This window comes from Caulobacter hibisci, assembly GCF_016135805.1.
Taxonomy (GTDB): domain Bacteria; phylum Pseudomonadota; class Alphaproteobacteria; order Caulobacterales; family Caulobacteraceae; genus Caulobacter; species Caulobacter hibisci.
Genome location: NZ_JADWOX010000003.1, coordinates 172,061 through 192,455 on the forward strand (window position 1 = coordinate 172,061; position 20,395 = coordinate 192,455).

The 20,395-nt window shown below is 69.1% G+C and carries 14 protein-coding genes; 4 read left to right on the plus strand and 10 right to left on the minus strand.

Annotated elements, in window-relative coordinates:
- Positions 1–43 precede the first annotated feature (43 nt).
- The gene (mutS, locus tag I4Q42_RS06875; RefSeq protein WP_198575319.1) at positions 44–2,746 is read right to left on the minus strand and encodes a DNA mismatch repair protein MutS; all 2,703 of its coding nucleotides are present in this window, start codon (positions 2,744–2,746) and stop codon (positions 44–46) included.
- A gap of 97 nt (positions 2,747–2,843) precedes the next feature.
- Between mutS and I4Q42_RS06880 the strand changes: the two genes are divergently transcribed.
- Complete coding sequence (locus I4Q42_RS06880) at positions 2,844–3,848, plus strand: virulence RhuM family protein (RefSeq protein WP_198575320.1); 1,005 nt, start codon at positions 2,844–2,846, stop codon at positions 3,846–3,848.
- On the opposite strand, the gene dnaJ is transcribed toward I4Q42_RS06880, so the two are convergent.
- The 3 genes from dnaJ to I4Q42_RS06895 all read right to left on the minus strand — a co-directional run bounded on the left by dnaJ (position 3,845) and on the right by I4Q42_RS06895 (position 10,008).
- Positions 3,845–4,993 carry a molecular chaperone DnaJ gene (gene dnaJ, locus I4Q42_RS06885; protein ID WP_198575321.1) on the minus strand — a complete coding sequence of 383 codons (1,149 nt, stop codon included), beginning with the start codon at positions 4,991–4,993 and terminating at the stop codon, positions 3,845–3,847. The two genes, I4Q42_RS06880 and dnaJ, sit on opposite strands and share 4 nt — an antisense overlap.
- Before the next feature lie 158 nt (positions 4,994–5,151).
- Positions 5,152–7,056 (minus strand): molecular chaperone DnaK, encoded by a 1,905-nt coding sequence (gene dnaK, locus I4Q42_RS06890; protein ID WP_198575322.1) that lies wholly within the window; start codon positions 7,054–7,056, stop codon positions 5,152–5,154.
- A gap of 300 nt (positions 7,057–7,356) precedes the next feature.
- A complete protein-coding gene (locus tag I4Q42_RS06895) occupies positions 7,357–10,008 on the minus strand; it encodes a M1 family metallopeptidase (RefSeq protein WP_198575323.1) in 2,652 nt (883 codons plus the stop codon).
- A gap of 93 nt (positions 10,009–10,101) precedes the next feature.
- Between I4Q42_RS06895 and I4Q42_RS06900 the strand changes: the two genes are divergently transcribed.
- The gene (locus I4Q42_RS06900) at positions 10,102–10,719 is read left to right on the plus strand and encodes an alpha-ketoglutarate-dependent dioxygenase AlkB (RefSeq protein ID WP_198575324.1); all 618 of its coding nucleotides are present in this window, start codon (positions 10,102–10,104) and stop codon (positions 10,717–10,719) included.
- A 234-nt stretch (positions 10,720–10,953) separates the two neighbouring features.
- On the opposite strand, the gene dnaA is transcribed toward I4Q42_RS06900, so the two are convergent.
- The 5 genes from dnaA to mutM all read right to left on the minus strand — a co-directional run bounded on the left by dnaA (position 10,954) and on the right by mutM (position 15,877).
- A complete protein-coding gene (gene dnaA / locus I4Q42_RS06905) occupies positions 10,954–12,435 on the minus strand; it encodes a chromosomal replication initiator protein DnaA (RefSeq protein ID WP_198575325.1) in 1,482 nt (493 codons plus the stop codon).
- A gap of 427 nt (positions 12,436–12,862) precedes the next feature.
- On the minus strand, positions 12,863–13,138 hold the full coding sequence (rpsT, locus tag I4Q42_RS06910; RefSeq protein WP_110118379.1) for a 30S ribosomal protein S20: 276 nt from the start codon (positions 13,136–13,138) through the stop codon (positions 12,863–12,865).
- 137 nt (positions 13,139–13,275) lie between these two features.
- Positions 13,276–14,061, minus strand: a complete 786-nt coding sequence (locus tag I4Q42_RS06915; protein ID WP_198575326.1) for an enoyl-CoA hydratase — start codon at positions 14,059–14,061, stop codon at positions 13,276–13,278.
- Positions 14,062–14,088: 27 nt separating this feature from the next.
- Entirely contained in the window at positions 14,089–14,964 is an 876-nt protein-coding gene (locus I4Q42_RS06920; protein WP_198575327.1) for a TraB/GumN family protein, read from the minus strand.
- A gap of 49 nt (positions 14,965–15,013) precedes the next feature.
- Entirely contained in the window at positions 15,014–15,877 is an 864-nt protein-coding gene (gene mutM / locus I4Q42_RS06925) for a bifunctional DNA-formamidopyrimidine glycosylase/DNA-(apurinic or apyrimidinic site) lyase (protein WP_198575328.1), read from the minus strand.
- Between the two features lie 82 nt (positions 15,878–15,959).
- Here mutM and I4Q42_RS06930 point away from each other — a divergent pair, with 82 nt between their 5' ends.
- On the plus strand, positions 15,960–16,718 hold the full coding sequence (locus I4Q42_RS06930; protein WP_198575329.1) for a class I SAM-dependent methyltransferase: 759 nt from the start codon (positions 15,960–15,962) through the stop codon (positions 16,716–16,718).
- Between the two features lie 4 nt (positions 16,719–16,722).
- A complete protein-coding gene (ubiB, locus tag I4Q42_RS06935; RefSeq protein ID WP_198575330.1) occupies positions 16,723–18,228 on the plus strand; it encodes a 2-polyprenylphenol 6-hydroxylase in 1,506 nt (501 codons plus the stop codon).
- Here ubiB and I4Q42_RS06940 read toward each other — a convergent pair.
- A complete protein-coding gene (locus I4Q42_RS06940) occupies positions 18,225–20,024 on the minus strand; it encodes a methyl-accepting chemotaxis protein (protein ID WP_198575331.1) in 1,800 nt (599 codons plus the stop codon). The two genes, ubiB and I4Q42_RS06940, sit on opposite strands and share 4 nt — an antisense overlap.
- Positions 20,025–20,395: the final 371 nt, after the last annotated feature.

Below are 20,395 nucleotides of genomic sequence, written 5' to 3' on the forward strand. Positions count from 1 at the left end.
GCGGCCGGTCGAACCGACCGCCGCCATGCTCCTATGATTGTTCCTAGGTCTTGAGCAGACCCTTAAGACGATAAAGCGCCTCCAGGGCCTCGCGCGGGCTCATGCCGTCGACATCGAGGTCCTTGAGCGCCGCATCCACGACGCTGGGCGCCAAAACGGCAGGCGCCGCCATGACCGGCGCGGCGGCCGCGAACAGCGGCAGGTCGTCGAGCTTGGCCGGTGATTCGGTCTTGCTCTCCAGGCGGTCGAGCACCTCCTTGGCGCGGGCGACCACCTGCGGCGGCACCCCGGCCAGCTTGGCCACCTGCACGCCGTAGGAGCGGTCGGCCGGGCCGTCGGCGGCCTCGTGCAGGAAGACGAGGTCGCCGTTCCATTCCTTGGCCCGCAAGCTGAGGTTGGAGACGTGCGCCAGGCGCTCTTCCAGCGTCGCCAGCTCGTGATAGTGGGTGGCGAACAGGGCGCGGCAGCGGTTGGTGTCGTGCAGCGACTCCGCGCAGGCCCAGGCGATCGCCAGACCGTCATAGGTGGCTGTGCCGCGGCCGATCTCGTCGAGGATCACCAGGCTGCGCGGCGTGGCCTGGGTCAGGATGGCGGCGGTCTCGACCATCTCCATCATGAAGGTCGAGCGGCCACGGGCCAGGTCGTCGCCAGCCCCGACGCGGCTGAACAGGCGATCAACCACCCCCAGCCTGAAGCTCTTGGCCGGCACATAGCAGCCCGACTGCGCCAGGATGGCCAGCAGGGCGTTCTGGCGCAGGAAGGTCGACTTACCGGCCATGTTCGGGCCGGTGACGATCGAAAGACGCGCGGCGACGTCGCCGGCGGCGTCCAGCCGGCAGTCGTTGGGGGTGTAGGGGTCGCCGGCGCGGCGCACGGCCGCCTCGACCACCGGGTGGCGGGCGCCCTTGGCTTCGAAGGCCAGCGACTTGTCGACGGCCGGGCGTACGGCCCCGGCGTCCTCGGCCCATTCGGCCAGGGCGGCGGCGACGTCCAGCCGCGCCAGGGCCTCGGCGGCGGCCTGGATCGGGGCGGCCAGGGCGACGGCCTCGGCGCGCCAGTCCTCGAAGGCGGCCACTTCCATGGCCAGGGCCCGCTCGGCGGCCTGGGCGATGCGGGCGTCGAGATCGGCCAGCTCCACCGTGGTGAAGCGCACCTGGTTGGCCAGGGTCTGGCGGTGGATGAAGGTGGCGTTCAGCGGTGGCTGGAACAGCGGGTCGGCCTTGCCGGCCGTGGCCTCGACGAAATAGCCGAGCACGCCGTTGTGGCGGATCTTCAGCGAGATCCCCGCCTCCTGGATCAGCCGCTGCTCGAGAGCGGCGACCACCCGGCGGCTGTCGTCGCGCAGCGAGCGGGCCTGGTCGAGCTCGGGGCGCACGCCCGGCGCCACGAAGCCGCCGTCGCGAGCCAGGGCCGGCAGGTCTGGGCCAAGGCCGGCTTCCAGCGTGTTCAGCAGCTGCGAGATACCCTGGTGCAGCGATGGCGTCAGGGCGGCCAGGGCCGTCTCAAGTTCCGCGGGCGGCGGCGATAGCGGATCGCCCGAGCCGCCGACCATGCCGGCCAGCTTCTCGCCGGTCTTCAAGCCGTCGCGCAGGCAGGCCAGGTCCCTGGGACCGCCGCGGCCGAGCGCCAGCCGGGCCAGAGCCCGGGCCATGTCGCCCGCGCCCTTCAGCTGCTCGCGCAGGCGCTCGCGAAGGCTGCGGTGATCGACGAACCACTCGACGGCGTCGAGGCGCTGGTCGATGGCGGCGGGATCCAGCAGCGGCCGGGACAGGCGGGCGGCCAGCAGGCGCGCGCCGCCGGCGCTGACCGTGCGGTCGATGACCGCCAGCAGCGAACCGTTGCGGTCGCCGCCCTGGGTGCGGTCGATCTCCAGGCTGGAGCGGGTGGCCGGGTCGATCGACATGACGTCGGCCTCGGCCGCGCGGCGTGGGGCGCGCAGAGCCGGCAGCTTGCCGGCCTGGGTCATTTCCAGGTGGGCGGCGATCAGGCCCAGGGCGCCGATCTCGGCGGGCGCGAGACCGCCGAAGCCGTCCAGGGTGTCGACGCCGTAGAGACGCTTGACCCGGGTCTCCGAAGCCTGCGGCTCCGAAAGGGCCGAAGGCATCGGTTGGATAAGCCCGCCGCAGATCTTCAGGGTCTGGGCCAGGTGGTCGTCGGCCAGAAGGCGGTCGGCGACCAGGGTTTCGGACGGCGACAGGGCCGCCAGCAGCGCGCCGACGCCCTCCTTGCCGGTCGAGAAGCATTCGACCTCGCCGGTGGACAGCTCGACGGCGGCCACGGCGGCCTGGCCCGCGCGGATGGCCACGGCCGCCAGGCGGTTGGCCCCCCGGGCGTCCAGTAGGCCATCCTCGGTCAGGGTGCCCGGCGTGACGACGCGGACGATGTCGCGGCGCACCACCGATTTGGAGCCGCGCTTCTTGGCCTCGGCCGGATCTTCCATCTGCTCGCAGACGGCGACCTTGAAGCCCATACGGATCAGCTTGGAGAGATAGGCCTCGGCCGCGTGGTGCGGCACGCCGGCCATCGGGATCGGCTGGCCGTTATGGTTGCCCCGGAAGGTCTGGGAGATGCCCAGGGCGGCGGCCGCGCGGATCGCGTCGTCGAAAAACAGCTCGTAGAAATCGCCCATCCGGAAGAACAGCAGCGCATCCGGCTGCCGGGTCTTCATGTCGAAGAACTGCTGCATCACCGGCGTGGCGCCGGTGGCGTCGAAGGTCTGGACGGACGGAGAAACAGGGGCGTTCATCCCGCCAGACTTAACGTTTGACGCTGCTTCGCAGAAGCGCGATGTAGCGAGTTCATGTTTTGTACTGGGGACTTTTTGTGACCATGGGAGCGGCGGCGTGAACCGGGGCGAGATCGTTCTCTACAACACCGAGGACGGGCTTGCGCGCGTGCAGCTTCGGGCCGCCGACGGCACGGTGTGGCTAACGCAGGCCCAGATCGCCGAGCTGTTCTCGACGACGAAGCAGAACGTTTCGCTCCACCTGAAGAACCTGTTTTCCGAGGGCGAGCTGGCCGAGCCGGCAGTTGTCAAGGAATCCTTGACCACTGCCGCCGACGGAAAAGCCTATGCCACGCTGTGGTACAGCCTCGAAGCCATCCTGGCCGTCGGCTATCGCGTACGCTCTGTCCGGGGGATCCAGTTTCGCCAGTGGGCCACGACCCGGCTCAAGGAATATCTGGTCAAAGGCTTCGTCCTCGACGACCAACGCCTGCGCGACCCTGGGCCTTTCGACTATTTCGACGAGCTTCTGGAGAAGATCCGCGACATCCGGGCCTCGGAGAAGCGCTTCTACCAGAAGGTCCGCGAGGTCTACGCCACCGCCGTCGACTATGACGGGCGATCGGATTCCGCGCGCCTGTTCTTCGCCGCCGTCCAGAACAAGATGCTGCACGCCGTGACCGGGAAGACGGCCGGCGAACTGATCGTCGCCCGCGCCGATCCGGCCGCGCCCAACATGGGCCTGCAAAGCTGGAAGGGCGAACGCGTCCGCAAGGGCGACATCGACACCGCCAAGAACTACCTGGCGGCCGAAGAGGTCGAAGACCTCAACCGCATCGTGACCATGTTCCTCGACTTCGCCGAGGATCAGGCGCGGCGACGCAAATCGATGACCATGGCCGACTGGGCCGAGCGCCTGGACGCCTTCCTGGCCTTCAACGACCGCGACGTCCTCAAGAACGCCGGCCGAATTGGCGCGGACGAAGCCAAGCAGACAGCCCACAACCGCTTCGAGACCTTCGACGCCGCACGGCGCGACGCCGAGGCGCGCGACGCGCAGGCCGAGCACGTCGAGGAAATGCGGCGCCTGACCGAAGGACTTAAGCCCCCCCGAAAGCCCTAGCTGCCCGTCACTTCTTCCCAGAAGCGCTTGGCCTTGCCGACGAAGTTGGCGGACTTGGGGTTTTGCTTGTCGTCGCAGAGGCCGGCCAGCTCCTTGAGGAGCTCCTTCTGGCGGGCCGACAGGTGGGTCGGGGTTTCGACGAACAGCTCGACCACCAGGTCGCCGCGCTGGCGGTTGCGCAGCGACGGCATGCCCTTGCCCTTCAGGCGGACGGTCTTGCCGGTCTGGGCGCCCTCGGGAACCTTGACGCTGACGCGGCAGGTGCCGTCGCAGGTCTCGCCGCCTTTCAGGCACGGGGCTTCGATCTCGCCGCCAAGGGCCGCGACCGTCATCGGCACCGGCACGGTGCAGAGCAGGTCCAGACCGTCGCGCTCGAACAGCTCGTGCGGGGTCACCGAAAGGAAGAGGTAGAGGTCGCCGCGCGGGCCGCCGCGCACGCCCGCGTCGCCCTCGCCCGCCAGGCGGATGCGGGCGCCGTCGTCGACGCCGGCCGGGATGCGGACCGACAGGATGCGTTCCTTGCGGACCTGACCGTGGCCATGGCAGCCGGCGCAGGGGTCGAGGACCAGGCGGCCGGAGCCGCCGCAGCGCGGGCAGGCCCGCTCGACCGAGAAGAAGCCCTGGGTGGCGCGCACGCGGCCGGCGCCGCCGCACGAGCCGCAGACGGTGGGGCTGGTGCCCGGCTTGGCGCCCGAGCCGTCGCAGACCTCGCAGGTCATGGCGGCCGGAACCTTGATCTCGACCTCGGCGCCGGCATAGGCCTGCTCCAGGGAGATCTCCAGGTCGTAGCGCAGGTCCTGGCCGCGTTGCGGACCGTTGGACTGGCGGCGGCCGCCGCCGAACATCTCGCCGAAGACATCCCCGAACACGTCGCCGAAGATGTCGCTGGCGTCGAAGCCCTGGGCTCCGCCGCCGCCCTGCGGGCCGTTGACCCCGGCATGGCCGAAGCGGTCATAGGCGGCGCGCTTCTGCGGGTCGGAAAGAACCGAATAGGCCTCGTTGATTTCCTTGAACCGGCCGCTCGCATCCTCGCAGCCGCCGTTGCGGTCGGGATGGTGCTGCATCGCCAGCTTGCGGAAGGCGGATTTCAGGCCCGCGTCGTCGCAGGTCCGGTTCACGCCGAGAATTTCGTAATAGTCGCGCATCGTCAGCGTTCGGCGCCCGTAAGGCTCAACAGGACAAGGATTGTCGTAGGAGAGGTGGGGGAGGCCGCGTCCCGCCGCAAGGCGTCAAACGGGCGCACCTGAAAAGGAACGCGCCGGCGAACGGTCCTCGAAAGGGCGTTCGCCGGCGCGGCCATGGCTTAGGACGCCGGCTTGTCGGCGCCGTCGACTTCCTCGAACTCGGCGTCGACCACGCCGTCGTCCGCGGCGGCTTGCGCGCCGTCAGCGCCCTCGCCGTCCTGCTGCGAGGCGTACATCGCCTCGCCCAGCTTCATCGAGGCCTGGATCAGGGCTTGGGTCTTGGCCTGGATGGCCTCGACGTCCTCGCCCTCCAGGGCGGTCTTCAGCTCGGTGATCCCGGTCTCGATGGCGGCCTTCTCGGGCGCGCCGACCTTGTCGCCGTGATCGGCCAGGGCCTTCTCGGTCGAGTGCAGGATCGCCTCGCCCTGGTTCTTGGCCTCGACCAGCTTCTTCTTCTGCTCGTCCGCGGCCTTGTTGGCCTCGGCTTCCTTGACCATGCGCTCGATGTCCGCGTCCGACAGGCCGCCATTGGCCTGGATGCGGATCGAGTGCTCCTTGTTGGTCGCCTTGTCCTTGGCGTGGACCTGGACGATGCCGTTGGCGTCGATGTCGAAGGTGACCTCGATCTGCGGCACGCCGCGCGGCGCGGGCGGGATGCCCACCAGGTCGAACTGGCCGAGGATCTTGTTGTCCACGGCCATCGGGCGTTCGCCCTGGAACACGCGGATGGTCACGGCCGACTGGTTGTCGTCGGCGGTCGAGAAGGTCTGCGAGCGCTTGGTCGGGATGGTGGTGTTGCGCTCGATCAGCGGGGTGAACACGCCGCCCAGGGTCTCGATGCCCAGGGTCAGGGGGGTCACGTCGAGCAGCAGCACGTCCTTGACGTCGCCTTGCAGCACGCCGGCCTGGACGGCCGCGCCCAGCGCCACGACTTCATCGGGGTTCACGCCCTTGTGGGGTTCGCGACCGAAGAAGTCCTGCACCGCCTGCTGGACCTTGGGCATGCGGCTCATGCCGCCGACCAGGATCACTTCGTCGATGTCGCTCTTCTTCAGGCCGGCGTCCTTCAGGGCCTGTTCGCACGGACCGATGGTGCGGGCGATCAGGTCATCGACCAGGGCTTCCAGCTTCGAGCGCGACAGCTTGATGTTCAGGTGCAGCGGGCCCGAGGCGTTCATGCTGATGAACGGCAGGTTGACCTCGTACTGAGCCGTCGAGGACAGCTCCTTCTTGGCCTTTTCCGCCTCTTCGCGCAGACGCTGGAGGGCCAGCTTGTCCTTGCGCAGGTCGACGCCCTGCTCCTTTTTGAACTCGTCGGCCAGGTAGTCGACGATCCGCAGGTCGAAGTCCTCGCCGCCGAGGAAGGTGTCGCCGTTGGTCGACTTCACCTCGAACACGCCGTCGCCGATCTCGAGGATCGAGACGTCGAAGGTGCCGCCGCCGAGGTCATAGACGGCGATCTTCTTGCCGTCGTTCTTGTCGAGGCCATAGGCCAGGGCCGCCGCGGTCGGCTCGTTGATGATGCGCAGCACTTCCAGGCCGGCGATCTTGCCGGCGTCCTTGGTGGCTTGGCGCTGGGCGTCGTTGAAATAGGCCGGAACGGTGATGACGGCCTTGGAGACCGGCTCGCCGAGGTGGGCTTCGGCGGCTTCCTTCATCTTCTGCAGGATGAAGGCCGAGACTTCCTGGGGCGAGTAGTCCTTGCCGTGAGCCTTGACCCAGGCGTCGCCGGTCGGACCCTTGACGATCTCGTAGGGCACCATGCCCTTGTCCTTCTCGACCACCGGGTCGTTCGCATTGCGGCCAATCAGGCGCTTGATCGCGAACAGGGTGTTGGTCGGGTTGGTCACGGCCTGGCGCTTGGCGGGCTGGCCAACCAGGCGCTCGCCGTCCTCGAGGAAGCCGACCACCGACGGGGTGGTGCGTGCGCCCTCGGCGTTCTCGATCACCTTGGGGTTCTTGCCGTCCATGATGGCCACGCACGAGTTCGTGGTGCCAAGGTCGATACCGATAATCTTGCTCATGTGTGGTGCCTGCAGCTCCTCGAATGGCGGACGGCGGTGACAAGGGCCTATGAAAGCGCCCCGGTTTTTCTCGGTCCGTCCCCGTTGGTCGCGTTGATCCAAAATCCTGCCGCCCGCGAACGAGCGAAAGGAGAGGGTTCAATCGAAGTTGACGAGCCCGTCAACCCCGCTTCGATGCCCGATATGGGGGATACGCAGCGACCCGCAACCCCATTCCCGCAGGGAAAGAAGGGGAATCTGCAAGACAGGCCGCCGCAGCGTCGGCCTGTCGACGCTGCGGCGACGCTCAGAAAGGCCCGTTCAGCCGGCCTTGGAGACCCAGGCGGTGATGGCCGGCAGGCGTTCCTTGCGCACCTTGGCCCGGTATTCGATGGCCGAGATCGCCTTGTCGGCCTCCTTGCGCGAGCCTTCGGCGAGGTTGGCCGCGGCCCAGGTTTTCAGCTTAGCGGCCGTCTCGATCTTGCCCGAGGCCGTGGCCAAGCTGGGGATGAAGCGGCTGCGGGCGCCGTTGTCGACCTTGCCGTTGACCGTGTCCTTGTTGGCGGTCGCGAAGTCGAAGGCCAGATCCGGGTGGCGAGCGGCGACGCCCGAGATCATGCTGGCCGAATTGGTCTCGCCCGGCTCGGCGGTCAGGGCCAGATCCAGGGCCTTGCGGGCCAGGGCCTCGTCCTGCGCGGCCGCCAGCAGGCTGTAGAGCTGGGTGCGGACCAACGGGGTCTTCTCGGCCTTGGCCTGCGCGTGCAGGGCGTCCCAGGTCGCCGCGTCGGCATTGGCCGCGACGACGCCGAGGATGGCCTTGCGCAGCGGGGCCGGGATGGCCGTCGCATCAGTCTTGTCGGCGGCGTAGCGGCGCCGAGCCTCGGCCACCACGGCGGGGTCGCCCAGGCCGCCGAGCGTGGCGATCAGGTCGCCGCGCAGGATGGCGACGGGATCGGGCTCGCCGGCCTGGGGCGTCCAGCCGACGCGGGCCAGCATCGGCGACAGCTTGGCGATCGCCAGCTTGCGGAAGGCCGCGCGTTCCGGCTGGCCCTGGTAGTAACCGTCGATGGCCGACAGCACGCCGGCGACCTTGGCCAGCACCTGCGGATCGGCGTCGGCCGGCGTGGCGGCGATCAGGTCCAGAGCGTCGGCGGCGGGCTGCTGGCCGGCCGTGCCCATCGACCAGGCGTCCGACAGGAGGCCCAGCTGGTCGATGGCCGGCAGCTGGCCGAAGCGCTCGGCCAGCGCCTGGAAGCGGGCCGGGGCGTAGAGGGTGCGGTAGTAGCCGGTCTGGCCGGCGTTGACGACGACGGGGCCGCAGCCCTCGACCGTCAGGCTGGCCTTGCCGCCCTCGACCACGGTCTTGGCGACGGTCGAACCGTCCAGCGCCCTGGCGTTGACCGGCACGCGCCAGACCAGGGGCTTCTTGTCGGGGAAGTCCTTGCTGAACTCGCCCTGGGTCAGGGTCAGCACCTGCTTGCCGCCCTCGCAGGCGCCGCCGTCGACGCGGATCAGCGGCACGCCGGGCTGCAGGGTGAAGTCGTGGGCGATGGCCGTGATCGGCTTGCCGGCCGAGGTCTCGACCGCCTTCCACAGGTCGTCGCTGACCGTGTTGCTGTAGGCGTGGGCCTTGATGTAGGCGCGCACGCCGCCGCGCCAGGCGTCCTCGCCGACATAGCCCTCGAGCATGCGGATCACCGCCTCGCCCTTCTGGTAGGTGATGCCGTCGAAGGCCTGGCTGGCCTGCTCGACGGTCTCGACGTGCTGCACCACCGGGTGGGTCGAGACGAGGCCATCAAGGTTCATGGCGTATTCGCGGCCCGCCACCGCGCCCAGCTGGGCGTTCCACTCGGGATGGAACGTCTCGGTGGCCCGGCTCTCCATCCACGAGGCGAAGCCTTCGTTGAGCCACAGGTCATCCCACCAGGCCATGGTGACCAGATTGCCGAACCACTGGTGGGCGGTCTCGTGGGCGATCGTGGTGTAGATGTTCTGGGCGTCGCGCTGGGTCGAGATCGAGGGATCCATCAGCAGGGCGTATTCGAAGTAGAAGATCGCCCCCCAGTTCTCCATGGCGCTGAAGAACTGGCTGCGGCCCGGAGCGGCGATGTGGTCGAGCACCGGCAGCGGGTAGTCGACGCCGAAATAGTCGTTGTACCAGGCCACCAGAGGGCCAGCGGCCTCCAGGGCGAACTTGGCCTTGGGCAGGTCGCCCTTCTTGGTGACCACGCCGATGTCGACGCCGCCGGTCTTGACGCTGGCGCGGTCGAACTCGCCCAGGCCGAAGAACAGCAGGTAGGTCGACATCTTCGGCGAGGTCGCGAAGGTCACGCGGGTCTTGCCGCCGGGAAGGTCGACGCTCTTGGCGATCGGCATGTTGCCCAGGGCCATCTGGCCGGTGGGGATGGTCGCCTCGACGCTGAACGTCGCCTTGTGGAACGGCTCGTCCCACGAGGGGATGAAACGGCGGGCGTCGGAGTTCTCGAACTGGGTGTAGAGGGCGCGCTTGGGGCCCTGCTCGGTGTCGTAGTCGAGGGCGAACAGGCCGGCGGCCTGGGTGTAGATCTGGCCGGCGTAGTCGATGACCAGCACATGCTTGCCCTTGGCCAGCGGCGCCTTGACCGTGAAGGCCGCCGTCTGGGCTTCGTCGTCGACCTTGATGGTCGCGGCCTTGCCGTCGATGGCGGCCTTGGCGAAGGTCAGGTCGGCCGCCTGCAGCGTGATCGTCGCGGTCGGCTGGGTGACCTCGACGGTGATCTTCACCGACGCGGTGAAGCTCATCTTGGCCGCGTCGGGCGTGAAGGACAGGTCGTAATGGGTCGGATAGGCGCTGCGCGGCAGCTGGGTGGTGACGCTGGCGAAGGTGGCGCCCTTGGTCCCGGCGGGGGTTCCAGCGGGCGTTCCGGCGGCGAGAACGGTTCCGGAAGCAAAAACCAACGCGACCGCCGCGGCGGTGGACAGAAGACGACGCATGTACGGCCCTGGTATGCAACGATCGTGCGGCCAGCAGCCGCTCGGCGCGAAAACAACACCCATCCGGCCGCTGGGCGGCATTAATTCCGCGTAATGATGAATCCCGTCAGCCTCGTTCCCGGCTTCGATCTGTGGCCCGGTCTGCTGTCGCCAGACGCCCAGGCGGCGCTGGTCGTGGCGGTGCTGGACGCCGCGAAGATCGCCCCGGCCGCCCACTACGCCACGCCCTACGGCAAGGCGATGAGCGTAGCCATGACCAGCCTCGGCCCCCTGGGCTGGACCAGCGACGCGGCCGGCTACCGCTATGCCGAGCGTCATCCGGGCACGGGCGCGCCCTGGCCGGACATGCCGCAGGCACTGCTCGATCTCTGGACGGCCCTAGGCGATCCGAACGTGCCGCCCGACGCCTGCCTGGTGAACCTCTACGGCCCCGAAGCCCGGATGAGCCTGCACCAGGACCGCGACGAGGCCGACCCGCATTTTCCGGTGCTGTCGATCTCGCTGGGCGACACGGCCGTGTTCCGCATCGGCGGGACGAGCCGCAAGGACCCGACCCGCTCGGTGCGCCTGGCCTCGGGCGACGTCTGCCGGCTGTCGGGACCGGCGCGGCTGGCCTTCCACGGCGTGGACCGGATCCTGCCGGGGTCGTCGCGGCTCGTGCCGGACGGGGGGCGGATCAATCTGACGCTGAGACGGGCGCGGCCAGGCTAGCCGCCCCTCTCCCCTTGCGGGAGAGGGTGGCCTGCGAAGCAGGTCGGGTGAGGGGTCGCTCAGAAATCAAAGCTGCTTGCAGCGGCTAGGCCGGGCGAGACGTCTCATATTTGAGAGACCCCTCATCCGTCGCCTTTCGGCGACACCTTCTCCCGCAAGGGGAGAAGGAACCACGCAAACGAAAAAGGCCGCCCCTTGCGGAGCGGCCTCTTCAGTTCGACGTCAGAAGGCCGATCAGCCGCGCAGCTTGCGGGTGATGGTCTCCAGGTCCTGGCTCAGCACCGCGTCGTCCTGGCGCAGGGCCTCGATGCGGCGCACGGCGTGCAGCACCGTGGTGTGGTCGCGGCCGCCGAAGCGACGGCCGATGTCCGGCAGCGAGCGGGTGGTCAGCTGCTTGGCCAGCCACATGGCCGCCTGGCGTGGACGGGCGATGGCGCGGTTGCGGCGCTCGCTGAGCAGGTCGGCCTGCTTCATGCCGTAGTGTTCGGACGTGGCCTTCTGGATGTCGTCGATGGTGATCCGCTTCTCGCCGCCACGCAGGTGCGGGCGCAGGATCGCCTGGACCTCGTCGAGCGTCAGGCGCGACAGGCGCTCGCCGGCGCGGGCGGTCAGGGTGTTGAGCGCCCCTTCCAGCTCGCGGACGCTGTCGGTGAAGCGGTCGGCCAGGAACTGCAGCACTTCGGGGCGCACCGAGCCGACGAAGCCCTGGGCGCGGCCGAGGGCCTCGATCTTGCGCTCCAGGATGCCCAGGCGCAGCGAGCGGTCGGCCGGCTCCAGGCCGCAGACCAGGCCCGCCGACAGGTGCGAGCGGAGGCGGGCGTCCATCTCGGTCATGGCCGAGGGCGGACGGTCGGCCGAGAACACCACCCGGCGGCCGTCCTCGACGAGGGCGGTCAGGGTGTGGAACAGCTCTTCCTGGCTCGACTGCTTGCCGGCGATGAAGTGCACGTCGTCGATGATCAGCAGGTCGGCGCCGCGCAGCTCGTCCTTGAAGGCGGCGGTCTGGCGATCCATCACCGCGCGCACGAAGGTCGACAGGAAGCGCTCGGCGGTCAGATAGACCACGCGCTTGTTGGGCGCGTTGCGCATGGCTTCCCAGGCCAGGGCGTTCAGCAGGTGCGTCTTGCCGAAGCCGTAGGGGCCGTGGAACAGCACCGGGTTGAAGTGGCCGTCGGCCCAGCTGGCGACGCGGCGCGCCACGGCGTGGGCGAACTCGTTGGCCGGACCCGGGACGAAGGTGTCGAAGGTGAAGCGTTCCTGCAGGCCCTGGACCGGCGAGGTCTTGCCCGGGGTCGGCGCGGCGGGGACGTCGCTGGAGACCGGCAGCACGATCTCGATCGGCTGGGCCTTGGCCTCGACATAGACGGCGCCGGCGGTCGCCGAGGCGGCGTCGGCCGAGGATTCAAATTCCAGGCGCGACTTCAGATCGAGGCGGCGGCCCACGGCGTCGCCGGCGGCCCACAGCTCGCCGATGCGGCGCCAGGCGCTGCGACGGATCCAGTCACGGGCGATGCCGGTCGGCGTCACGAGGACGACGTCGCCCCCTTGGGTTTCGCGCAGCACGGCGGGCGCGATCCACGAGCCGAAGGCGGCGTCGCCCAGCTCGCGCTTCAGGGAGACGCAGACCTTGTTCCACACGATGCCGGCAGGCTCGCGCGTGACGGCGGCATAAGCCGCCGACAAATCCTGACTGGCCACCCCGACCTTGATCGACATCAGTTCACCGCCTCGCGCCTGCATACACACAATTACAGATTGTCGGTCGCAAGCCCCCCATGGCGCACGACCGTACTCGAACACTCCCCCACACATTTAGTGAAGACACACAGGGGCTTAACCGGCGAACGCATGGTGTCCGCCGCCGGCCGCTGTCGTCAAAGACTGGGAGAGCGTTGAGACGCTTAAACTAGCCACCGGCCCCCGCCGGTCAAACGGAAAACTTGCGTCCGATCGCGGATATTTCTGTTGACTCGCGAGAGCTCCTCGCTCGCCAAGGGAATGAGGTTTTATCGACTTTCGTTCGACGAGCGAGGAGGCAGGTATAGGGGTACGTAGACAAAGCAAAAGCCGATCGAGTTTCCTCGATCGGCTCTTACAAGTCTTTGAATTCGCTAGGATAACAGGGTTCGCTAACGATCTGGACTTAGGCGGCGGCCTTGTCCAGCTTCTTCAGGCGGGCAGCTAGGCGAGACACCTTCCGCGAGCCCGTGTTGGGGTGGACGACGCCCTTCGAGACGGCGCGCATCAGTTCCGATTGCGCTTCGACGAAGGCGGCCTTGGCGACGGCGACGTCGCCGGCGGCCAGGGCGTCTTCGAACTTGCGCAGGAAGGTGCGCACGCGCGAACGGCGAGCGGTGTTCACTTCGGTGCGACGGGCGATCTTGCGGATCGCTTTCTTGGCGCCGGGATTATTGGCCATGAGTTGGACCTTCAAACGGACAGCCGCGCGGGCGGCCGCGAAGCAGGAGAAATCAAGAGCGCGCGGATATACGGGAAGCCCGGGTTTGGGTCAATCCATCCACATGGGGATTCTTCGCCGCACGATAAGGTGAAGCTTCACGACCCCTTGAACGCCGGTTTGCGCTTCTCGACGAAGGCCGACATGCCTTCCTTCTGGTCGTCGAAGGCGAACAGCGAGTGAAACAGCCGCCGCTCCAAGGCCACGCCCGTGGTCAGGGTGGTCTCGTAGGCGGCGTTGACCAGTTCCTTGTTCATGGCCGTGGCCAGGGGCGACTGGGCGGCGATCTTGGCGGCGACCTTCAGGGCCTCGTCGACCAGCTGGTCGGCCGGGAAGATCCGCGACACGAGGCCCGAACGCTCGGCTTCGGCCGCGTCCATCATCCGGCCGGTCAGGATCATGTCCATGGCCTTGGACTTGCCGACCAGGCGGGTCAGGCGCTGGGTGCCGCCGATGCCGGGGGCGACGCCGAGATTGATCTCCGGCTGGCCGAACTTGGCGGTGTCGGCGGCCAGGATGAAGTCGCACATCATCGCCAGCTCGCAGCCGCCGCCCAGGGCGTAGCCGGACACCGCGGCGATGATCGGTTTGCGCACCGTCTCGATGGCCCGGGCCTGGGCCGTGAAGAAGTCGGCCTTGAACATCTCGGCGTAGGACTTCTCCGACATCTCCTTGATGTCGGCCCCGGCGGCGAAGGCCTTGGCCGAGCCGGTCAGCACGACGCAGCCGACGCCGTCGTCGCCCTGGGCCTGCGCCAGCGCCTGGCCGAGCTCGGTCAGCAGCACGCTGTTCAGCGCGTTCAGGGCCTCGGGCCGGTTCAGGCGGATCAGGGCCACGCCGGGCGCGGCCTCGGGGCGTTCGACGATCAGGGTCTCAAAGGCCATCGGCCGTCCTTCCAAGCTTGCGACCGTCTAGCGCGGTCCTTGCACGTCATAGCCCAGCGCGCGCAGGCGGGCCGGCAGGCCGTCGGGACCCAGAAGGTGCCCGGCGCCGACCACCACCACCGTCCGGCCGGAGCCGGCCAGGCGGGCTTGCAGGGCCTCCATCCACCGTGCGTTACGCTCGACGATGAAACGGCGATAGAGGGCCGGCGAAGATTTCCGCATTCCGCCGACGACGGCGCGTTCGAGCGCCTTCTGGTCGCCCTTCGACCATGCGGCGACGAGCCGGCGATAGGCGCCGGGGTCCTTGTCCAGTTGCCTGACCGTGGCGTTCAGGGTCTTGATCTGGTCGGCCTGCGAGGCGCCGGCGAACAGGGCCATCTGCTCGTCGGGGGTCTCGAAGGCCTTGCGGGCCACGGCCGGCGGCGCGGCCGCCTGCAATCTTCGCTCGACCCCGTCCTCGGCCAGGCCCTTGTCGAGGGCGAAGGCGGCCATGGTCAGCCGCACCTCGGCCATCCAGGGCTGGAGGCGCTCCAGCTCGCTCATCGGCACAGCCAGGCGATCGGCCAGCTTGCGCAGCCGGGCCGCGGCCCGGGGCTTAAGATGCGAGGTCAGAGCTTGGCCCGGCGGCAGCAGGCCGTAGGCGCCGGCCAGGGCCTGCATCCGCTGATCGGCCGCCGCGTCCATCGGCAGCTCGAACCACAGGTCGTCGGCCTTGGCGAGGGCGGCGTCCAGCGCCGGCGGCTCCCAGTCGAGGTCCTTGGGCAGAACGTGCATCGAGCCGAACAGCACGATCTCGGAATCCGCGTCGCGCACCGTCCACATGGCCGGCTTGGCTAGGGAAGGCTCGGCCAGGGCCGGTGTCGCCAGCAGCGCAGCCACAGCAATGAGAAGCGAACGAAACATCACGCCCAACCGAAAAGCCGCGCCTCAACTCAGCAAGGCGCGGCCTGGGTCATTTCTGACAAACGGGGCAGAAGAAGGTCGAACGCCCGGCCTGGACCTCGCGGGCGATCACGCCCTTGCAGCCCGGCGTCGGGCACGGCTCGCCCTCGCGATCGTAGACGCGGAAGCGGTGCTGGAAGTAGCCCAGCGCCCCGTCGGCCGCCGCGAAATCCTTCAGCGACGAGCCGCCGACCTCGACCGCCTCGGCCAGCACGTCCTTGATGGCCTCGGTCAGCGGCCCCAGGCGCTTGCCGGCGATCTGGCCCGACGGCTTGAACGGCGAGATGTGGGCCCGGTGCAGGGCTTCGCAGACATAGATGTTGCCCAGGCCCGCCACGGTCTTCTGGTCGAGCAGCAGGGTCTTGGGGCCCTGCTTGCGGCCGCTGAAGGCCTGGACCAGCGTCTTGGCGTCGAAGGCCTCGCTCAGGGGCTCGGGGCCCATGGTGGCGAACCAGGGGTGGCGATCGACGCGGTCGGTGGCGATCAGGTCCATGAAGCCGAACCGACGCGGGTCATAATAGGTGATCGTCGCGCCCTCTTCGGTCTCGAAGACGACGTGGGCGTGCTTGTCGTCGGGCTTGACCTCGCGGGCGAACTCGCCGGGCCGCACCGATCCCTCGGGGGCGGCGATCTCGAACCGTCCGGTCATGCCCAGGTGCATCACCAGCGTGTCGCCGCGATCCAGCGGGGCCAGCAGGTATTTCGCCCGCCGGTCCAGTCGCAGGATCTTCGCCCCCGTCAGCCTCTGGACGAAGCCCTCGGGCAAGGGAAAGCGCAGGTCGGGACGGTTGGCGCGCACGCGGATCAGACGCGCGCCGGACAGGACGGGCTCCAAGCCCCGGCGGACGGTCTCGACTTCGGGCAGTTCGGGCAAGACGGCTCCTTAAGACGGTGACGCGACGCAAGGCGCGGTCTAATAGGCGAAGATCATATAGAGAGCCCGACCCGTAGACGTCATGAGCAAGCCCTCCGCCACTTTCGGATTCAAGGACGTGGATCCTGCCCTCAAGGCAGGTCTCGTGCGCGGGGTCTTCGACCGCGTCGCCAAGAACTACGACCTGATGAACGACCTGATGAGCGGCGGCGTGCACCGGCTCTGGAAGGACGCGGTCGCGGCCCGCCTCAATCCGCAGCCGGGCGAGGTGATCATCGACTGCGCCGGCGGCACCGGCGACATGGCCCGCCGCTTCGCCAAGATGGCCCGCAGCGCCCAACAGCGCCGGGGTGGTCCGGACGCGACGATCAACATCGTCGACTACAACGCCGAAATGATCATGGCAGGGATCGAAAAGGGCGGCGAGCCCGAGATCACCTGGACCGTCGGCGACGCCCAGCGCCTGCCGCTGCCCGACGCCTATGCCGACGCCTACGTGATCTCGTTCGGCATCCGCAACGTCACCGACATCGACGCGGCCCTGCGCGAAGCCCGCCGCGTTCTGAAGCCCGGCGGCCGCTTTCTGTGTTTGGAGTTTTCGCGCCCGGCCACGGAAGCTCTGGCGAAAGCCTACGACGCCTACAGCTTCAAGGTCATCCCGCAGGTCGGCGAATGGGTCGCCAAGGACCGCGACGCCTACCAGTACCTGGTCGAGAGCATCCGCCGCTTCCCCGACCAGCGCACCTTCCTGTCGATGATCGAGGCGGCCGGCTTCAAGCGGGCGACCTACACCAACTTCACCGGCGGCGTGGCGGCCCTGCACCAGGGCTGGGCGCTCTAGGCCCATGCAACGCCTGTCCGCGTTCGTTCGCCTGATCGGCGCCGGCTGGCGCCTGGTGCGCGCCGACGCCCTGGTTCCCCGCGAGGTCGAGCCGCTGCTGCCGCCCGCGGCCAAGCTGGCCGGCCGGTTCCTGCGGCTGTTCGCCGGCGGCAAGACCCGCAAGGGCCGGCCGGGCGAGCGCCTGGCCCGCGCCCTGGAGGGCCTGGGCCCCGTGGCCATCAAGATGGGCCAGTTCCTGTCGACCCGGGCCGACATCTTCGGCGCGACCTTCGCCGAGGACCTGTCGCACCTGAAGGACCGCCTGGCTCCCTTCCCCACGGCCATCGCCCGCGCCGAGGTCGAGCGCAGCCTGGGCCGGCCGATCGGCGAGCTCTACGCCAGCTTCGGCGAAGTGGTCGGGGCGGCCTCCCTGGCCCAGGCCCACGAAGCCACGCTGCACGACGGGTCCAAGGTGGCCGTGAAGGTGCTGCGCCCCGGCATCGAACGCCGCGTCGTCGAGGACAGCGCCACCCTGCGCCTGGCCGCCGACCTGGCCCATCGCCTGGTCCCCGCCGCCCGCCGCCTGCGGCCGCGCGAGTTCGTCGAGGTGGTGATCCGCTCGCTCGACCTGGAGATGGACCTGCGCTTCGAGGCCGCCGGCTGCGCCGAGCTGGGCGAGGCCATGGCGCTGGATCCGCACATGCGCGCTCCGGCGGTGATCTGGGACGGCGTCGGCAAGCGCGTCCTCACATTGGCCTGGGCGCCAGGCACGCCGCTGTCGGACCCCGCCGCGCTGGAGCTGGAGGGCCTGGACCGTAAGGCCCTGGCAGAGAACGTCACCCGCGGCTTCCTGGCCCAGGCGCTGGACCACGGCCTGTTCCACGCCGACCTGCACGAGGGCAACCTGTTCGTCAGCGCGCCCGCCGCCATCACCGCCGTCGACTACGGCATCGTCGGGCGGCTGGGACCGGCCGAGCGCAAGTATCTGGCCGAGATCCTCTACGGCTTCCTCAGCCGCGACTATGTACGGGTGGCCAAGATCCACTTCGACGCCGGCTACGTGCCCGCCCACCAGGACATGGACGCCTTCGCCCAGGCCCTGCGCGCCGTCGGCGAGCCGGTGTTCGGCCGCGACGCCCGCCAGGTGTCGATGGGCAAGCTGCTGGCCCAGCTGTTCGAGATTACCGCCCTGTTCGACATGGCGCTGCGACCAGAACTGGTGCTGCTGCAGAAGACCATGGTCACGGTCGAGGGCGTGGCCCGCCGGATCGATCCGACCCACGACCTGTGGGCGGCCTCCGACCCGATCGTCCGCCGCTGGATCGCCCGCGAGCTGTCGCCCGTGGCCCGGATGAAGGAACTGGCCGACGAGGCCGTGCGGGCCCTGAAGGCCATGGCCCGCTACGCCGAGCAGCCCCAGGTCCCGCCGACCGTGATCGTCGAGAAACGCCCGGCTTGGCCGTGGTTCGTCGCCGGCGTGGCGTTCGCCGCCCTGGCCTTCGCCGCCGGCCTTGGCGTAGCGCTGCTCTAAGCCGCCCGGGCCCTGGCCGGGGCCGCGCCCGAACCGATCTTGAACCGGCCGACCAGCCGCGCCAGCTCGGCCGCCTCGTTGGACAGCGAGTGGCTGGCCGCCGTCGATTGCTCGACCATGGCGGCGTTCTGCTGGGTGGCCTGGTCCATCTGATTCACCGCGACATTGACCTGAGCCAGGCCCGTGGCCTGCTCCTGGGCGCCGGCGGCGATCTCGGCGACGGTGTGGTTGATGTCGAGCACCCCGGCGGTGATGCGGCGCAGGGCCTCGCCGGTCTGGCCGACCAGATCCACGCCCGCCTCGACCTGCTGGCCGGAGGCGCCGATCAGGCCCTTGATCTCCTTGGCCGCTTCCGCCGAGCGCTGGGCCAGGGCCCGCACTTCCGACGCCACCACCGCGAAGCCCCGGCCCGCTTCACCCGCACGGGCGGCTTCGACGCCTGCGTTGAGGGCCAGCAGGTTGGTCTGGAAGGCGATCTCGTCGATGACGCCGATGATGTTGCCGATCTCGCGCGAGCTGGCCTCGATCTGGGTCATGGCGGCGACGGCGCGCTCGACCACGGCCCCGCCGGCCTCGGCGTCCTTGCGGGCGGCGTCTACCGACTTGCGGGCCTGGGCCGCGCCCTCGGCGGCGCGGCGGACGGTGGCGGTGATCTCGTCGAGGGCGGCGGCGGTCTCTTCCAGGCTGGCGGCCTGCTGCTCGGTGCGGCGCGACAGGTCGTCGGCCGCGTGGCTGATCTCGCCCGAGCCGGCGCGAATGCCGCCGACCGCGCCGGTGATCGTCGTCATGGTCTCCTGCAGCCGGCCCATGGCGGCGTTGAAGTCGTCCTGCAGCTTGCGATAGGCGGGCGGGAAGGCATGGTCGAGGCGGGCGGTCAGGTCGCCGCCGGCCAGGCGCTCCAGCCCCTCGCCGACCTGGGCGACGACGACGGCCTGCTCGCGGGCCGACGCGGCGCGTTCGGCCTCGTTGGCGCCGCGCTCGGTCTCGGCTCGGCGGCGCTGCTCGACGGCCTCAGCCTCGACCCGCAGCTTCTCGACGGCGGCGTCCTTGAAGGTCAGCACGGCCTGGGCCATCGCCCCGATCTCGTCCTTACGGCCCAGGGCCGGCACGTCGACGGCGTTGTCGCCGCCGGCCAGGCGGCGCATGGCCGAGGTCATCGCGTCGACCGGCGCGGCGATGCTGCGGGCCAGAAGCCACCCCATCAGCACGGCGATGCCGACAGCGGCCGCACCGCCCAGCATCAGGGCCAGGCCGGCGCCGGCGAAGGCGCGCTTCTGCTCCTCGATGCGCTGGGCCAGTTGGGCCTGCTCGGCCTCGTCGATGACCTTCAGCGCCTTGCGCACAGTGGTCAGGCGGCCGCTCTTGCCGATGCCGACGCGGGCGGCCTCCAGCTTGGCGGGGTCCTGGGCGTCTGCAATCTGCGCCCTGGTTTCGGCGCGGAACACGGCGACGGCCTGGGTCAGGGTGTCGAGATGGGCCTTCTCGGCATCATCCTCGGCGCCGACGGTCAGGCCCTTGAAGGCCTCGTCGTACTTGCCCTGGTTGCTCTCGTACTTCTCGACGAACGACGGGTCGAGGCTGGCCACGAAGCCGCGGGCGGCGTTCTGCTGCTCGACTAGGTCGGCCCCGGCCTTCTCGACCAGCGCCAGGTAGTCGTAGCTGTGGGCGTTCAGCGCGGTGACCCGCTGGATCGATGCCAGGCCGCTCCACGCCAAGGCGCCGGCTCCGGCCACGGCCGCCACCAGGACGGCGAAGGCCAGGAGCAGCTTGTGCGCCACCTTGAGGTTGCTGAGCATGACGAGACTTCCCAGGAGAGTGTTGGGAACAGTTTCGCCGATGCGGATTAATGGATGTTATTCATGAACACACGACGCACAAGCCGAACGATGTTCTTGATTATTCAGCGCGTTCAAATCATTATCCGGCAAGGATAGAACGTAGGGTGCGACGTGTGGTCGCAGGCTTTGACTCTTCGAGTCGAGCCACTCGATATTCGTCCGTGTTCTGAGTATTATTGAATACAGCAGTCGACATCTCTCCGAATTGGAGAGCCGCGCCATTTTTCGCCTTTTGCGCGAATCGTGACATGAAAAACCGACGCGTGGTCGCAACCGGGGGACGGGGCCGCGCGTATTGCTAAGCAAGGCCGGACAACGGCCGACCGCGC

What these genes read in the sequence shown, in the direction of transcription:
- I4Q42_RS06900 (WP_198575324.1), top strand. Translation starts at nt 10,102, where the DNA reads ATGATGAATCCCGTCAGCCTCGTTCCCGGCTTCGATCTGTGGCCCGGT.
- I4Q42_RS06915 (WP_198575326.1), bottom strand. Translation starts at nt 14,061, where the DNA reads ATGGCCTTTGAGACCCTGATCGTCGAACGCCCCGAGGCCGCGCCCGGC.
- dnaJ (WP_198575321.1), bottom strand. Translation starts at nt 4,993, where the DNA reads ATGCGCGACTATTACGAAATTCTCGGCGTGAACCGGACCTGCGACGAC.
- ubiB (WP_198575330.1), top strand. Translation starts at nt 16,723, where the DNA reads ATGCAACGCCTGTCCGCGTTCGTTCGCCTGATCGGCGCCGGCTGGCGC.
- I4Q42_RS06930 (WP_198575329.1), top strand. Translation starts at nt 15,960, where the DNA reads ATGAGCAAGCCCTCCGCCACTTTCGGATTCAAGGACGTGGATCCTGCC.
- mutS (WP_198575319.1), bottom strand. Translation starts at nt 2,746, where the DNA reads ATGAACGCCCCTGTTTCTCCGTCCGTCCAGACCTTCGACGCCACCGGC.
- dnaK (WP_198575322.1), bottom strand. Translation starts at nt 7,056, where the DNA reads ATGAGCAAGATTATCGGTATCGACCTTGGCACCACGAACTCGTGCGTG.
- dnaA (WP_198575325.1), bottom strand. Translation starts at nt 12,435, where the DNA reads ATGTCGATCAAGGTCGGGGTGGCCAGTCAGGATTTGTCGGCGGCTTAT.
- rpsT (WP_110118379.1), bottom strand. Translation starts at nt 13,138, where the DNA reads ATGGCCAATAATCCCGGCGCCAAGAAAGCGATCCGCAAGATCGCCCGT.
- I4Q42_RS06895 (WP_198575323.1), bottom strand. Translation starts at nt 10,008, where the DNA reads ATGCGTCGTCTTCTGTCCACCGCCGCGGCGGTCGCGTTGGTTTTTGCT.
- I4Q42_RS06920 (WP_198575327.1), bottom strand. Translation starts at nt 14,964, where the DNA reads ATGTTTCGTTCGCTTCTCATTGCTGTGGCTGCGCTGCTGGCGACACCG.
- I4Q42_RS06940 (WP_198575331.1), bottom strand. Translation starts at nt 20,024, where the DNA reads ATGCTCAGCAACCTCAAGGTGGCGCACAAGCTGCTCCTGGCCTTCGCC.